Origin of the sequence: Desulfitobacterium sp. (assembly GCF_035539115.1) — a bacterium.
GTDB lineage: Bacteria > Bacillota > Desulfitobacteriia > Desulfitobacteriales > Desulfitobacteriaceae > Desulfitobacterium_A.
This window is the reverse complement of sequence record NZ_DATLJA010000029.1, coordinates 105,309-120,930: the sequence shown is the minus strand read 5'-3', so window position 1 is coordinate 120,930 and position 15,622 is coordinate 105,309. Positions and strand designations below refer to the sequence as shown.

The following is a 15,622-nucleotide window of genomic DNA, read 5'->3' as shown; positions in this document are numbered from 1 at the left end:
ATTATTTATTTTATCTTTTTTCTCGTTCTTGGTATTTGCTTAGGCGGATGTCCTGATCAACATTGAGTCTAAAAATACGACAGGCTTGAATTAAACGTGAAGTCGTACGAGCTCCAAGATGCTCTTCCATTTCCTCGAGGGACAGATTGCTCGTAATTACGGTTGGTAATTCTTCATTTAAACGGGAGTTAATAATGGAATACAGGCGATTCCGAGTCCATTCCGTATAGTTATGAGCTCCAAGATCATCAAGAATCAGAATAGGAATTTCTCGAGCTGTGTCTAAAAGGTCAAGTTCGTTGGCCTCAGATTTATACGTTGCTCTCAATTCATCTAAAAGATCTGGAACCACTAGGAATAAGACTTGTTTGTCTTTTTCCATTAAAGCATTGGCGATAGCAGCAGCAAGAAAAGTCTTTCCAGAACCGACTGGACCAGTGAAAAGGAGTCCTAATCCATGGGACTCTAGTATACACTGCCGAACAAATTCTTGTGAAGCAGTGTATGCTTTTAGTGCATATTCAAGATAGGTTCGATCCTGGGAGTTTAAAGAGTGGTAGAAGTCCTGACGAAAGTTTTCAAATCGGCAATTGAGCAATCCCCTAGCCATGCGTGCATGCCGAAATTGGTTTTCCATTTTCTTTTGCTGCATGCAAGAACAAGGATAAGCAACGTCGTCTTTCACAATAATTCCACGGTCAAAGCAGATCGGGCATTGGTTCTGGATTTCAGTTGGGGATGATGACCCGGAAGTTGGAACTAAATCCCTGCGCTTTTTGAGTTCATCAAGGTAATCGGCTTGAATGAGTTCTTTAAGGCTTTTCATATTTTTCCTCCTCTCTTAGAGATAAAAGTTCTCATATTTATCGGGTTGAACTTTACGAGCGGGTTTCGCTTTGGCTTTCCCTTTGTTTTCTTGACGCGTTTGGAAGTAGGCATCATCAGTTTCTACTTCAGCCCGAGTACGAAGCCCCTTTTTTTCCCATTCTCTTAAGATGGAATCGAGATAGCGGAAATTACGAATTCCAGCACTGACTCCCCGCTTTAATGCTTCTAAGATCATTTCTTCGGTGAAATGCGCCGTAAGCCAATCACGAATGAAGTTACATTCGATTTCTGTTAAAGGACGTGCAAGCTCTTGTTCAAAAGCACCCATTATACGTTCTAAGGAGGGGTCTGATTGAGATTGAGTTTGGTGAGCCTGATTTTGTTCTTCTTCAAATTGTTTAACCTGTTCAATGGCCCAACGTTCTGCTAATTCATCGATTAACCCTACAAAATTATATCCATTATACCAAACCTTGTCAGCAGAGTTCCAGCGTTTTTCAACGGTCAATAGGTTTCGTTTGGCTAGATTGGCGAGAATTTTCTCTACTTGAGATAAATCAAGATTCATCCGTTGAGCTAAGCTCTTGGGATTCAAAGCATTCGCATTATTGACTTCTCCGAAAATATGAATAATGAGCATTGCTTCTTCATTGCTCAGTCCTAGCTCAGAATAATGTATAAGAAAATAACTTGGTACGGAGACCGTGTTCGAAAAGAAAAGAGCTTGCATAAAGCTCCCATAAACATTGACTTTAGACATCCAATTCACTCCTCAATAGTAGGGATTATGAAGAAATGCAAAAATTCAGCTATTATTTATTCGATATTAATTACACTAATCCTTCCGAATCTAAGCGTTAAATGACGAGATTCATGGTGAGTATAAAAAAATGAGCTCGTTATACAAGATAATAGAGATAATTTACCCAATATATGGAAGGTATAACTCACTGTTCTGGAGTATACCTTTAGAGGAGTTTAACAAGGAGGTTAGTCGCATGAGCGAAAGAGAAGATGTGTTACGTATCTTTGATAAATCAGGGGCACATTCTGCATGGGGCATCAAACATTGTACCAGGGTCTATCATTTGAGTAAAGAGCTTTCCCCAAATTTGTGCCTGGATGAGGAAATCCTTTATATCGCTTCGATGCTCCATGATACGGGAAGATATCCAGCCTATGCACGGCCCAATATCGATCATACTCTCCGTTCTAAGGGAGTGGCGAGTAATATCTTGCAACGTATGGCCTTTTCTCCTCAAAAGATTCCGATTGTCCTTGAAGCGATCGAAGCGCATATGTATTATTCCGAACCAGGCCGGAGCGATGTCGCAGTCTATCTAAGAGATGCGGATATCTTAGATAATTTGGGAAACATCGGCTTAATGAGGTTATTTAGCCTGATCGGTCAGGATGATTTAATCCAAACACCTGAAGATGCACTCGAACGGGCTCGGACCTTTGCTGAAGCCTTACCCAATAAAGTCTCGACAAAAGCTGGACGACGTCTAGCTGTAAAACGGCGAGAGGAAATGTTACGTTTCCTCTCAGGAATAAAACGGCAAGCAGCTGAATTCGCTGCGGTACTATAACTGAAAAAGGAAGCGGTGTAATTTTACACCGCGAGGATCTAAAGGCTAATGTTTCTTTCGATGTTGCAGTTCATCTAACCAACGTGAGATGGTATCGAGTTGATTAAGGACTTGATCTAATTGATACGTTCTTTGCCCCTGAGAAATTAATGCTTTTAACTTATGCTGTAAACGGAGGTAAGACTTGTTAACCTGAGATTGCGAGATATGACGTTCTGAGCGATTGGGAGAAATGGGTTGGAAATGAATCTGCGTTGACGGTGGATCTAACTCCAATTCTTGGGCCTTCGAGGCTGTAGGAAATGTAAGTTCAGGGCGTAACCAAGTATGGTCAGGTAAAATGCGATCGAGCGTTTGATCTGTAAATTCGAAGGTTTCTCCTAGTTGCGGAATCAACGGCTTGATGCTAAATGTTTTCTCGACAAGCTCAGCAAATACGTGCTGAGCATCGGGTTCGCCATGTACCAAAATGATATTTCCGGCTTGGGTACTTAAGCTGGATAACCAGTTCATCAGTTCGGATTGATCCGCGTGGGCTGAAAAACCCTCAATCCTCATAATCCGTGCCCGAACAGCCACTTTTTCGCCATGAATCGTAACTTCCTTAGCGCCTTCAACAATGCGTCGTCCTAAAGTTCCTTCGGCCTGATAACCGGCGAATACTACTGTGGCATTTTCCCGCCAAAGATTATGTTTTAAATGATGTTTGATTCGTCCAGCATCGGCCATACCACTGGCTGCAATAATAATCGCGCCTCCTTCAATCTTATTCAGGGCCATTGATTCTTCAGTCGATTGACTAAAATGGAGGTTTGACATCATGAGCGGGTTTTCGCCCTGGTTAAGGAGAGCCCGTGTTTCATCATCAAAATGAGCGGTATTCGTAAGAAATATCTTCGTCGCTGAAATTGCGAGAGGACTATCAATATAGATTGGTAAGACAGGGATTCGCTTGGATGCTTGTAGTTCGTGAATATAATATAAGAGATCTTGAGTTCTCTCAATGGCAAAAGCAGGAATAATTAGATTTCCCCCTGCTTCATGGGCAGAACGGATAACTTCAGCCAACTGTTCACTTCGGTTGGTTTTTTGGTTATGTAAGCGATCACCATAGGTTGTTTCCATAAGAACGACATCTGCACCGCTAAGAATTTGAGGATTCTGAATAAACGGTTGATCCTGATTTCCAATGTCCCCAGAAAAGACAATTTTTTTGTGGAAGTTGGGTTCTGCAATATCAAGAAAAATATGAGCTGAACCAAGGATATGGCCCGCATCATAAAGTGTGAAAGTTAGACCTGGAGCCAATTCAATTTTCTCAAGATAATTGACGGGTTGAAAAAATGGGAGTGATTCGAGTGCTTCTTCCGCCGTATAAATAGGTACTAACAACTCTAAGTTGGCACGCGTACGTTTGCGATTGAGACGTTCTACTTCCATTTCCTGAATATGTCCACTGTCAGGAAGCATGACAGTGCAAAGTTCAATCGTCTCAGCGGTTGCCCAGATTTTTCCTTGGTAACCTTTTTTAATAAGCTTAGGAATAAGTCCGGAGTGATCGGTGTGGGCGTGGGTTAAAATCATAGCGTCGATATCGCCTGGATTATAAGGAAAATCATTGTAATTCAGTTTTTTAAGTGCTTTTGTCCCTTGAAATAACCCACAATCAATCAGGAGTCGGAACCCATCAACTTCAATTAGATATGAAGAACCTGTGACAACCTGGGCAGCGCCGAAAAAACTAATTTTCATCAATAGACAATCCTCCATTAATAGAAATTGCTAATCCAGACTTACCAACTTGAGCTTAATTGCCTTTAAGGCGGCTTGGGTGCGATCTTCTACCTCGAGTTTTCGGAAAATACTGGAGAGGTGGTTTTTCACTGTTTTCTCGCTAATAAAGAGAGCTTGTCCCGTCTCTCTGTTCGAAGCGCCTTTTACGACATAGGTGAGGATTTCCAATTCTCGATCACTAAGTCCATGATTTTCTTTATGCAAGGCGGGGTTAGCTAATTGTCCTAGTAGTTTACCCGTGACAGCTGGAGAAAGAATGGGTTCACCGGAATAGACTTTATGAATGGATTCAACTAAGGTCTTCGGTTCCACATCTTTGAGTAAATATCCTGCAACTCCGAGTTGAAGAACTTGAAAGATTTTATCATCTGAGTCATCAACCGTGAGTACGAGAATACCAATTTCTTGGTGTTCTCGTCGGATAACGCGACACGCTTCCAAACCATTGACTCTTGGCATATTTAAATCCATAAGTAAAACATCAAATTTTTGAGTTCTCGCGATATTAATGGCTCCTTGACCATCACCGACTTCTGTAATAACTTGAATACCATCTTCAAATTCGAGAATTCGTCTTAAACCTTCACGGAGGAGCGGATGATCGTCCGCAATTACGACACGTATCATTCAATGTCCTCCTCTTTCTTAGATGGGATTGTCATTTCAACTGTTGTTCCAACACCCGAGGGTGATATAATCGAAAACTGTCCAGAAAACATCTCTACCCTTTCTTTCATTCCAATGAGCCCAAAATGATCACCAGGGTTATCCAAAGCCTGATCAACGTTGAATCCTTGCCCAAAATCAATGATTCGGGCAAGGGTTATATCATCTTTGAAGATAAGCTCGATTTTCACGTGTTCACTATGGGCATGCTTGGCAACATTAGTCATCGCTTCTTGGATCAGTCGAAAGACAGCTACTTCCATTGCTGGCAGTAAACGCTTTTCCCGTCCCGTTATTTGAAATTCACATTGAATGTTGTAGGTTGCTTGAAAATTATCCATAAACCTTCGTAAGGCTGGAACAATTCCAAGGTCATCGAGTGCCATTGGACGAAGATCAAAAATTATTCGACGAATATCTTGCAAGTTAGCGCGGACGAGGACTTTTAAATCTTGGAGTTCGTTTTTGGCCTGCTTTGGGTCAAGCTCTAATAGTTTCTCCGCAATTTCCAAACGTAAAACAATATTCGCCAAGTTTTGGGCGGGACCGTCATGAATTTCGCGGGCAACCCTCCGACGCTCTTCTTCCTGGGCCATGCTGATCCGAAGGGCGATTTCCTGACGCTTTTCAAAATTCTGGTCTTGGGTCATTTCGCTGATTCCACTATGGAGGAGATTGATAGCTAGAGTGACCTGGCTTATTAAATTTTCTGCACGTTCGATGGTATCCATCATTCGCCGAAGAGAACGCTCAATTTCATTACGGCGGGTTCGTAGCTGAGACTCTTTGGCTTCAGCAAGTTGCAATTGAACCTGAGTATCTTTGGCTTTGGCATATGTTTCTATCATAATTTTTTCATTATATTTTGTATAGTCTCTACTAACTTCCATAAGGTGTTGACGCATCTTTCGATCTTCTTTTTGCAATTGGTCAACTTTTTTGATGGTTTCAGAGATTTCTACACGAAGATGAGAAAGTTCTTGGGTTAGGCGTTGGGTCTCGGTTCGTGATGTTTCAGCGATATGGAAGATTTCTTCTTTTCCTGTCTCGATCGCCAGCAATGTTTTACTTATGATATTACCCAAGCGGTCTGTCAACTGTAGTCCCTCATTTCAACCTAAACGTCTATATTATGTAATAATGATGTATTCGACAGTAATCGAAGGATTCCTACTTCTTATTTTAAAAAGGATGAGGAAGTATTAGAATATGTTGGTTCGCGAAGTGCTTGTCGGATGAAACGTTCTAAACGCCTTGGGTAAGCTAAGTCTTCGTGTTGACAAAGGGCGACCTGATAGCCTTGTTTTTGTAAGTATTTTTTCGCTTCTGTCTTTGTGGTTTCCGAGAGAGTTTCATTGGGAATATAAATAATAAGATTGCAAACTTGAGCAAAAATAGAATATTGTCCTATCATAACGTTCCAACGGGGTTGTTCTTCTGGATAATGCTGCTGAAGAACTTTGGATAATCTATCTCCCTCAATCGGGATTTGGTTGGTTCGTACAACTTTGTTCTTGAGGGAGTGGTCTGTTTCGAGGAGAGATTGTTTCGATGAAATAGTCAATCCAGTTTTCAAGGAAGTCTCTGGTGGAGATGAAGGTTTTTCAGGTTCCAGACTCTCTTCAAATGCGAGACTTGTGAGAGAAGGTTCAGGCGGTTTTGGAAATGTTTCTTCAAAGGATTCAGGTTTTAAGAGATGTGTTTCTGCTTCGGAAGGGTTATGGAGTGTGAAAGGAACGAGTGGTATAAATGGAGCAAAAACATTTATGGAAACATTATCCTCATCAGCGGGAACGGCTACCTCGGGAAGATATACGCGAGGCAAGTTTTCAGCAGTTTTAGGTCTACGAGTGAGTACAAACGTCGAGCTTGGCAATTCTGGCAAGAGTTTTGATTGGGATTGGTTGGAGACTGATTCAGTGGGATGATCATTCGGTATCCCTGATTTAATCATTTCCTCCATAAAACTATAAAACTGAGGAAAGTTATCGATCACTCGTGGATCAGGAAGACGTTGCTCAATCAATTGTCGGATACCTTCCTTCACAGTATCTTCTGGTAAATCTGCGATTCCCTGAAGGATGCTGGAAATCTTTTCAGCAGCTTGTCGTCCCCTAAAAAATTCAGAATCAGCCTCAGAACCGCTAAGTAAGCAAACGGTAAAAAGTTTTTCAATTAATAAGTCGACCCACTCTTGAACTTCTGTATTTTTCTGGAAAAATGTCTCCATGTTTGTCCACCTCCACTATCTTCTCTTGATTTGATTGCTATGCGGTTTGTCACGGTTGTATGATAAAAAAGTTGAAGACCAAAGAAAGACTCACCCCGGAATTCAGGGTGAGTCTTTCTTTGGTCTTGATCATACGAGCGCAGCCAAGTTTACTTTAGATGGGCTTCTTTCTTCAAGATATTAGCGCTGGCGGAAAACTTTAAGATAAGAATCCGCATATATGCTCTTGTTTAACAGAATTTCAGCTGTAGCTGCTACATCGACGAGATCGTCATCATTGGCATCCATGATCGCAGCGTCAAGCCCAGAAGCCATAGCCATTGCCAGGTAGGTTCGATTGATTAAATGACGGTCAGGAGATTTCTGGGATACATTTGAAAGGCCCAATACTGTACGAGGCGCTGGATTCGCCAAATTCTTGATTTGACGAAGGGTCTCGAGGACTTCTGGCGCATGCTCTTGGGCAACATTAACAGGTAAAATCAAAGGATCAATGAAAAGATCTTCCATTGGTAAGCCGAACTCATCAGCAGCTGCCACAAGTTCCATGGCGAACGCCAGACGATTTTCGGAATCCTTGGGAATACCTTTTTTATCCATGGTGAGGGCAATAAGAGATGCGTTATATTGAACTGCCATAGGGAATACCCGTTCGAGTTTAGGCCGTTCTGCGGGGACTGAATTAATCATCGCTGGACGTTTGCAAAGTTTCAAGCCCGCTTCGATCGCATTATAATTGGTTGAGTCTAAACATAGAGGTAATTCGGATACTTCTTGGATGATTTTTACCATCCATTCATAGGCTTCGGGTCTTTCTTCTGTGGGAACCGCCGGCCCTGAGTTGACATCAAGGTAATGGGCTCCTCCTTCTTGTTGCTTTAAAGCCCATTCTTGTAAAGGTTTTGGATCTTTATTACGAAGGCCATCCCCGATATCCTTAAACATTCCATTAATCCGTTCACCGATTATGATCAACTAGCACACACCCTTTCATTTTTTGGGGTCAGTTATTTTTGCTGATTAAGCATTGGCTTCCATTAAATCCGCTATATTTTGCTGTACAAGACGTACGGCTGCAGGATTACGCATCAGAAGAATGCTGGCACCGACCTGAATAAGAGCCGTTGCTGTCAAGGTTTCCCAGAGAATAGCTCGATCTTGGAGTTCTCCCCAAGCTGGAAATTCTTCAGCAAGAGCATTAGCTTCTTTGGCTCGGTTGGCTTCATAGCCTACCGTACAAATCATGGGCATGGAGAGCATTTTATCGTTAGCGAGGGCACCTAAACGGGCACGTTCCATAATTGAGTAAGCATATTCAATCCCATAGCCTAAGCCACCGATCATTGGGTCAATCACGATGTGGTTTAGAGGTAAACCCATCTCGCTAATGAGAATGTTTAATTGCTTACAGATATTAATGTCGAGTGGCGAGCGAGCAATAACATTATGCTTATGCACCATTGCCGCAGCTGTAATGGATTTGTAATTATCCTGCTCGGCTAAACCAATAAGGAGGTTTTCCCCTGCAGCTGCTTCGGCGACTGCAGCCATGACCTCATTGTCCTTTTCTATATCTTCACAACCTACGACAATTAAAGGAACTCCCACTGCTCCCAGAACGTCTTTGACGATCCGAGCGCAATCCTCTGGACTTCTATTCTCCCCGTCCGGGGCAGCACTAATCAGTTTTAAATAAATCATGTCTGCGTTATACTCTTCGACACACTTTTTGGCCCAAGCGACAGGATTATCTAAAACATCACCAAATTGTTCCTTGATCACATCGTTCCAGGGTGGAACAATGTCGGTAACTTCCATAGCTATGACAGCACGATTTTCAACTTTCCCTTCGAAGTGGAGAAAAGGTAAAGTACCATCTCCCCCCACGGTGACCACCTTCGTACGGGTGCCTCCTTGTTCTGGAGTTGCACCGAGAACAACTTGACCTACTTTACTCTGATATCTTTCTTTAACGCGTACTACGGGCATTACATTTCTCTCCTCTCTAGACTATTGGTATTTTTTGAGTTTAATAATCGGATAGGATTAAAAAATTCGAGATCTCTCAACAATTTTTTGTACAGCCTGAACGGCCACAGATTCATCTGGCAGAACGTAGAGTGCTTCTCCCGCTAAATCTTGTTTCGTGACTAAGGGATCAAGCGGAATATCCCCAATTAAATTGAGTCCTGTTTTCGCGATTTCTTCAGAAAGTGAATTTAAGCTGTCCTCTGTCGTTTTCGTAACGACGAGATAGACTTCCCCTACTGCAGAATGCAATCCTTTGATTAAATCATGAACGCGTCCAGCGGAACGAATTCCCCGAGCCGAAGAATCACTGATGACGAACATTGTATCAATGTGGGGAATCGTCCTTCGACTGATATGCTCTAAACCGGCTTCTGTGTCGACAGCAACTAAGTCATAACTGCCTCCCAAGTCCTCTAAGTACTTGCGGAGAAGATCATTAGGATAGCAGTAACATCCTGGGCCTTGCGGTCCTCCCATGACCAGTAAATCGATATCTTGGGATTCAACCAGAGTTTGTTGAAGTTTGTACTCAACAAATACATTCTTTGGCATTCCCTCAGGAATGGATTTAGGATTTTTTGTTTCTTCCAATAGTTCGGAAATTGTCGTTGTAACTTCGAGCCCAAGCGCTTCATTGAGATTGGCATTTGGATCAGCATCCACAGCTAAGATGGAAATATCCTTGTGATTTCGCAACACTTGTCTTAGCAAGAGGGCTGTAAAGGTTGTCTTTCCTACCCCACCTTTTCCTGCAACAGCTACATATTTTGCCATAATATCGCACCTCCAAACTTATTAGGATAAATGATTGTCAGGATGAAATTATCCTTCAACCGTAGGGAATAAGGATAAGTCCGTATGAGGCAAGAAAAGTGCAGATACAAACTCATCCATAAATGTCGTCCCAATGGAGAGCTCTACATACGTTATTTTCCGACCTAAGTCAGCTGCTTCGTGCCAAGCTTTTTGCGATAATAAGGCTAAGCAAGCTCCTTTGACCGAGGAATTGCCAATAAACTCATACTTTTCGGGTGGCAAGTCCGGCAATAAGCCGATTTGAACTGAATCGTGAACATTTAGGTAGTTGCCGAACCCACCGGCGATAGCGATCCGGTCAATCATGTCAATGTCCACGGCTACCATTTGCAATAAAGAGCGAATACCCGCATAAATAGCGCCTTTAGCCCGAATTAAATTTTTTACGTCGTTCTCGGTGATGACAACATCCTTTTCCCCTCCGGCTTGATGAGCCCAGGCAAGGACAAATTCCTTGTCATCTTGGGTTTGACGCAAGCGCGCTGAATGTGAGACATGCTCAAGTTGAAAATTACCTGCTCGATCGATAATTCCTGCTTCACGTATTTTGGAAAGGCAATCGACAAGTCCAGATCCACAAATTCCAACGGGTGGAATTCGTCCAACCACGGCTATATTCACATCTAACGTTACGGGATCAATATTAACCCGCTCAATTGCACCTGGCATGGCACGCATCCCAAAAGTAATTCCTCCACCTTCAAAACACGGACCTGCGGAACAAGCACAAGAAACGAGCCAATCTTGATTACCAAGTACAATCTCACCATTCGTACCAATATCAATAAAAAGTGTGATTTCCTCATTATTGGCCATGTCGGTAATGAGAGCACCGGAGACAATATCTCCACCTACGTAACTTGCCACCGAAGGATAACAATGAACTAAAGCCTCAGGTAGGATATGGAGACCGACTTCTCTTGCTGCAACAGAGGGTGTAAGACTGACGGTGGGAATATAGGGTTCGAGACGAAGGTAGCGAGGGTTGATACCCAGGAAAAGTTGAGTCATTGTGGTATTACCAGCGACAACAGCTGTGCAAAGATCATCCTGGGTTAGGTTTTGGCGCGCCAGGAGTTTGTCCGTTAATTCATTAATCGTGTCAATGACGGCTTGTTGAATTTCTTGCAAACTCTCGGGTGTCTCTACGGCATAGACAATCCTGGAAATTACATCATCTCCAAATTTAGCCTGCTTATTATACGTTCCTTGTTTATCCTCAATTGCTCCAGTTTCAAGATTCACGAGGTAAACAACAACCGTAGTGGTACCGATATCAATGGCTAAACCACGTGGTGGTAGATCGTTTCCAGGCTCGATTCTGATTATGGTGTACTTATCTTCCATATCTGTCAAAGTCAGAGAAACATCCCAGTTTGATTGGCGCAGTATTTCGGGTAAGTCCCGTAAGACAGATAAGGGTATTTCGATGTTTTTTTCATAGGGCAAAGTACGTTTGAGTTCAACTGATAATCTGGCCCAATCACTCGCATTATCTGTTAAGGTCGGTTCAGAAAGTTGAACTCTGATTTTACTGGCTAACGGTTGAAGCCCGTATTTGATAAGAAGATCGTTCGCAGATTCCTGTAAAATTCCTTTATGGACATCCCCCATCAGAACTTGATGTTCTTGAAGGCGGGATTCCGGTGGGACCTCAACCGTTAAGTTCCCTTGCACAAAGGTTTGACAACCCAGTCGTACTCCGTGAGCGATTTGATCTGGGTTCAAATTCCCCGTTCCTACAGTTTCGACGTTGCCAGAAACAACTGTAACTTTGCAGGCCCCACAGGTACCCTTGCCCCCACAACCTGACTTGATATAGATTCCAGCTTTGGAAGCCGCTTTAAGTAGGGAGGTACCTTGCTCAACCTCAATAATCTTATTTTCTGGCATAAATCTAACTTGATATTGGGCCATGACAGTCTCACCATCCCCTATACTAATCCCTCTTTTTATCTTAGCAGATTCTGCTTTCTCTCTGAGTTACGCTGGAATTTATAATTGATTAGGCTTGAAGTGCACGAACAAAGGAGATAATTCCACTTGCTTCGCGAGGCCCAACAATAACCTTCCAACCGGATTTTTCCTGAAGCTTACCAGAGATAACCGCAACTGCCCCCGGAATAATCAAATTACGATGACTGACTTTATCTGCTACCCCACACGCAGCTAAGGCATCAGCAATTTTTTCTGGTTCAAATTTACCAGCGGCATAAGAGGTCAGAACTGACGTTCCATCCGTATCAATCGGAAGGATATAGCTTGGGATTTTACTAGAATCAACTTCCCCTTCAACGCTGTAGTAGGTTAAAGAGAAGTTAGTTGTGATATAAACCGGAGAATTCTCATTAACCTCCCCAATAACGTGAAGTGTGGGCTCCACTTGAATCGGTTTTTGTGGATCAGTGTAGAGATTTTGTCGTAGTGCCATGAGCGGGAGGATATGAGCTTTGCCCGAGGTCTTCAAAACTACGGCGCTTGCATATTTGGAAACATACACAGAAGCTTCAGCAATCTCATCTAAAGGTTCATTCTTGGTTGTAAAGGCAACAACAGGATATCCGAACGGACGGAATTTCTTCTTGATCGCTAAACGCCGAAGATGGGTTAAATTGGCTAAGGTTTGGCTGATGGTACGAGAACCTGGGTCAAGAACGAATTCTTTATAGCCCAATTTTTGTGCGCTTTCGACCAGTTCATTGAGAGCGTCTAAGCCATCTGCTTTGAGGATGACGGGAACATTTTGCTCCTTCGCCAAGTTCACTACAGCTTCGTAGTTTTCGGAAGTTGCTGAACCGATTAAGGGTTTCCGTGAAGCAATTCCCGGTACTGCGGCCGTCAAAGAAGCAGGATTTTCGCTAAGAAGTAACAAGGAACGTTGAGTTGCTGAAGCAACTTTAGCAACGACTTGGTTAAAGCGAGCAGGGTCTCCAGATTCGTTGACAATAGCTATCCCATCGACACTGTAGTGTAAACCAACACGGTCAAACTCTAAACCTTCAATTTCTTGCAGCTTAGAATCAATTTCCGAATCGGTAAGCGAATCGGCGACTTGAATCAATAAGGTCGTGGGATGATAAAAGGTCTTATCATGGCGGAATAATACGGTTTCATCACCAAGAATGGATTCATTACCAAATTTAATCGCTTTAATCGGCGGAGCAGAGGCTGAAGCAAGATTCTCACGTGCTTCATCGGTTACATACGGGCAAGTTTCTAAAGCGCCTTTGCCTGCGGCTAAAGCCATTGCAAAAGCAAGACAAGTTGGAGTTCCGCACTCTCCGCAGTTTTTCTTAGGAAGTTGTTTATAGATTTCTAGTCCAGTTAATCCCATGTGATGGTTAACCCCTTTCTTCTAAGTTTGTTAGTCCCCTCTGCTTTTTTGTAAGGCATAAAAGCAGAGGGGCACAATACAGGAAACTTACTGCAAGTGAAGTTCTAAACTCTATCTATGGTTTATTGAACTTTACATCAAGGGTTCAAGTGAGTAGCACGGATGTCCATTCTCCTCAAGGAAGGGAATAATCTCTTCAATGGTTGTACCAACGCTTTCATCGGCAATCTTATCGATGAAATCTTCACCAAGTCCTTCTTCGACAGAACGTTTAACAAAGTCTTCACGCAGAAACTCTTTAAGTTCTTTAGGCATCCAGACAATGCGGGCGATACCTCCATCGGCTGGAATGAATTTCCGGCTGACTACATAAGAACGTCCTATACCCATGAATCCAGGGGTTTGTAAGCCGCCGCCAACGGTGCCGGCGAGAGTTGAGAAGGTCATCCCACAAGGTGTCATGCCACTATGTTCACGTGTAGTGATCATGAGCCCGTTTACCTCAGGAACAATTGCCATAATCGCCTCAAAACAACCGCAAGACGTCATCGGTCGATCCATCAACGTATAGAGATTGACTTCCTCCAAAGTATTATTGGAAGCAGGACGCAGATAATCGTTGCAACTTTGCCACATCCCTTTGACTTCATCGATAGCCGGACCTTTCGGAATTGGTTGGTTTGGTCCTGTAGGCGTGATCTCATAGGCAGCTTTAGCATCTAACCAGCTCACTGCACCGCAAAGCCCAACTCGCTCTGGGGTTGTAATACAGACATGGTTTGGCGCGAAGGACTGACAAAGAAGACAGGAGTAAAATGTATCGACGCTTTCGTCAGTCAGACTCTTCATTCGAGCATCCCGTGCACGATACCGTTCCCGGGCCTTGATAATATTTTCATCAATAGCCGCTTGATCGGTTAAAATTGTTACTTCGACACGGTCCACGATTGCTGGAAATTCTTGTTTAAATTTCGCAAGGAGGATTTCTCCGATGTGCCTTATTAAGAAGCCTTTAGCGCGGGCATCTTTGGAGATTCGAACCCAACAGAGGTCACGTTGAGCAACGTGCCAAATTCCTTCACCATAGTTTGTAAAGTAGTGAATGCGGCGTTCGAGAACTCCTTCAAAGTCCTCCTGCATCTTCCGACCATAGATTTTAACCATGATACCAAGGGGTAAGCGAGTTCCTTCCGGTATAGAATCAATTTCCGGTCCGATAACTGTGATTTTCCCATCCTCAACTTCATCAGGTCCGACCATACGAACAAGTTCAAAGGCAGTAGTTTTGCCGCCTCCGAATTCGACATAGGTATCTCCTTTACGGATGGTTTCCCCTTCAAAGGCAGGTCCGAAGTTAACCGGAATGGGGACTTCAATATTGGTCAGCTTAATTCCACGAACTTCTAAAGCAAGAGGAACCATTTTTTCATAATCTGGTTCGGAAATATACCAATCCGGAATCTGCATGTCATCTCCGAGTTCTTGATCAGTGAGAACTGGGAAGCCCATGAAGATAGCTCCCATTTCGGCAGCAACCTTAACATCGTCTAATTCGCCGAGATGGAGGACGAAAGCCCGGACACGACGGCGTTGGTAGTCACGGTGTTGCTCCCGTTCGCCTGCCGGAATTCCGCCGAAAGCGAGGCCTGCACGGAAGGCGTAGTTGACAGCATGGATTATGGAAGTAAAGTTTCCTATGGGGAAGGCAATGTAATCTAAGCCAATTTTGACGTTTTCTTCGAGAAGTTGCTCAATGATTTCATCACAGAGGAAGAGCATAAACCCTTTTCCCATGAGGTTATCAACGATCTTTTTAGCTGCTTTGGAATCTTTGGCCCGACCAAGGATAACAGCAACACCAGGAATTGTCCAGTCCACCATCTTGATGCCATGTTTACGAACGACTGGGTCACCTAAGAAACCCGTCCAGGGTGCGACTTTAGGTTCATCGCCCTGTAAATAATGAATGACTTCGATAATTTCTGCAGCATAAAGGACAGATTCTCCCCAGAGACGCGCATTCTCAAAAGTTAGTCCCGTTTTCACTTGATTTCTCATCCGGTTAAGAATTGGCACGAGCTGATTTAAGGTTGTAACTTTCTCCCCAGACAGGCAAGTGATAACTGGTAGGTAGTAAGCTGTATCCGGATAACCAATAGTTTGCCCTTTGCCATAGTCTTTGATGGCACGGTTGAGCAGAATCTCGGCATAGGTCAAGGCGATAATCGTACCATCATACGTCTTACGTAATAGTTTTTTGGGCTCTTGTGAAGGGTCTTTAATGGCATTTTCATAAATTTGTTCCATAGACATTGGGTCGTTCCTCCTTCC

General features: G+C 43.2%; 13 protein-coding genes. 1 reads left to right on the top strand and 12 read right to left on the bottom strand.

The annotated features are described in order from the left end of the window. Positions 1–10 precede the first annotated feature (10 nt). Both VM640_RS05630 and VM640_RS05625 read right to left on the bottom strand, forming a co-directional pair. Entirely contained in the window at positions 11–826 is an 816-nt protein-coding gene (locus VM640_RS05630) for an ATP-binding protein (protein WP_325390440.1), read from the bottom strand. Between the two features lie 15 nt (positions 827–841). Next, positions 842–1,588, bottom strand: coding sequence for a DnaD domain-containing protein (locus VM640_RS05625; protein WP_325390439.1), 747 nt, complete (start codon positions 1,586–1,588; stop codon positions 842–844). 238 nt (positions 1,589–1,826) lie between these two features. Between VM640_RS05625 and VM640_RS05620 the strand changes: the two genes are divergently transcribed. Continuing rightward, positions 1,827–2,420: an HD domain-containing protein gene (locus VM640_RS05620; RefSeq protein ID WP_325390438.1), complete on the top strand. Its 594-nt coding sequence runs from the start codon at positions 1,827–1,829 to the stop codon at positions 2,418–2,420. A 45-nt stretch (positions 2,421–2,465) separates the two neighbouring features. On the opposite strand, the gene VM640_RS05615 is transcribed toward VM640_RS05620, so the two are convergent. The 10 genes from VM640_RS05615 to acsB form a co-directional block, all read right to left on the bottom strand. After that, positions 2,466–4,172: an MBL fold metallo-hydrolase gene (locus tag VM640_RS05615; RefSeq protein ID WP_325390498.1), complete on the bottom strand. Its 1,707-nt coding sequence runs from the start codon at positions 4,170–4,172 to the stop codon at positions 2,466–2,468. 30 nt (positions 4,173–4,202) lie between these two features. Further along, complete coding sequence (locus tag VM640_RS05610) at positions 4,203–4,841, bottom strand: response regulator transcription factor (RefSeq protein WP_325390437.1); 639 nt, start codon at positions 4,839–4,841, stop codon at positions 4,203–4,205. Beyond that, positions 4,838–5,977 (bottom strand): sensor histidine kinase, encoded by a 1,140-nt coding sequence (locus VM640_RS05605; protein ID WP_325390436.1) that lies wholly within the window; start codon positions 5,975–5,977, stop codon positions 4,838–4,840. The genes VM640_RS05610 and VM640_RS05605 overlap by 4 nt, the downstream gene beginning before the upstream one ends. Positions 5,978–6,057: 80 nt before the next feature. Continuing rightward, the gene (locus tag VM640_RS05600) at positions 6,058–7,110 is read right to left on the bottom strand and encodes a hypothetical protein (RefSeq protein WP_325390435.1); all 1,053 of its coding nucleotides are present in this window, start codon (positions 7,108–7,110) and stop codon (positions 6,058–6,060) included. A gap of 180 nt (positions 7,111–7,290) precedes the next feature. Then, on the bottom strand, positions 7,291–8,085 hold the full coding sequence (locus VM640_RS05595) for a methyltetrahydrofolate cobalamin methyltransferase (RefSeq protein WP_325390434.1): 795 nt from the start codon (positions 8,083–8,085) through the stop codon (positions 7,291–7,293). A gap of 45 nt (positions 8,086–8,130) precedes the next feature. After that, the gene (locus tag VM640_RS05590) at positions 8,131–9,099 is read right to left on the bottom strand and encodes an acetyl-CoA decarbonylase/synthase complex subunit delta (protein ID WP_325390433.1); all 969 of its coding nucleotides are present in this window, start codon (positions 9,097–9,099) and stop codon (positions 8,131–8,133) included. A gap of 57 nt (positions 9,100–9,156) precedes the next feature. Further along, entirely contained in the window at positions 9,157–9,915 is a 759-nt protein-coding gene (locus tag VM640_RS05585; RefSeq protein ID WP_325390432.1) for an ATP-binding protein, read from the bottom strand. 48 nt (positions 9,916–9,963) lie between these two features. Continuing rightward, positions 9,964–11,874 carry an ASKHA domain-containing protein gene (locus VM640_RS05580; protein ID WP_325390431.1) on the bottom strand — a complete coding sequence of 637 codons (1,911 nt, stop codon included), beginning with the start codon at positions 11,872–11,874 and terminating at the stop codon, positions 9,964–9,966. 88 nt (positions 11,875–11,962) lie between these two features. Further along, a complete protein-coding gene (gene acsC / locus VM640_RS05575) occupies positions 11,963–13,291 on the bottom strand; it encodes an acetyl-CoA decarbonylase/synthase complex subunit gamma (protein ID WP_325390430.1) in 1,329 nt (442 codons plus the stop codon). Positions 13,292–13,423: 132 nt separating this feature from the next. Beyond that, a complete protein-coding gene (gene acsB / locus VM640_RS05570) occupies positions 13,424–15,604 on the bottom strand; it encodes an acetyl-CoA decarbonylase/synthase complex subunit alpha/beta (RefSeq protein ID WP_325390429.1) in 2,181 nt (726 codons plus the stop codon). Positions 15,605–15,622: the final 18 nt, after the last annotated feature.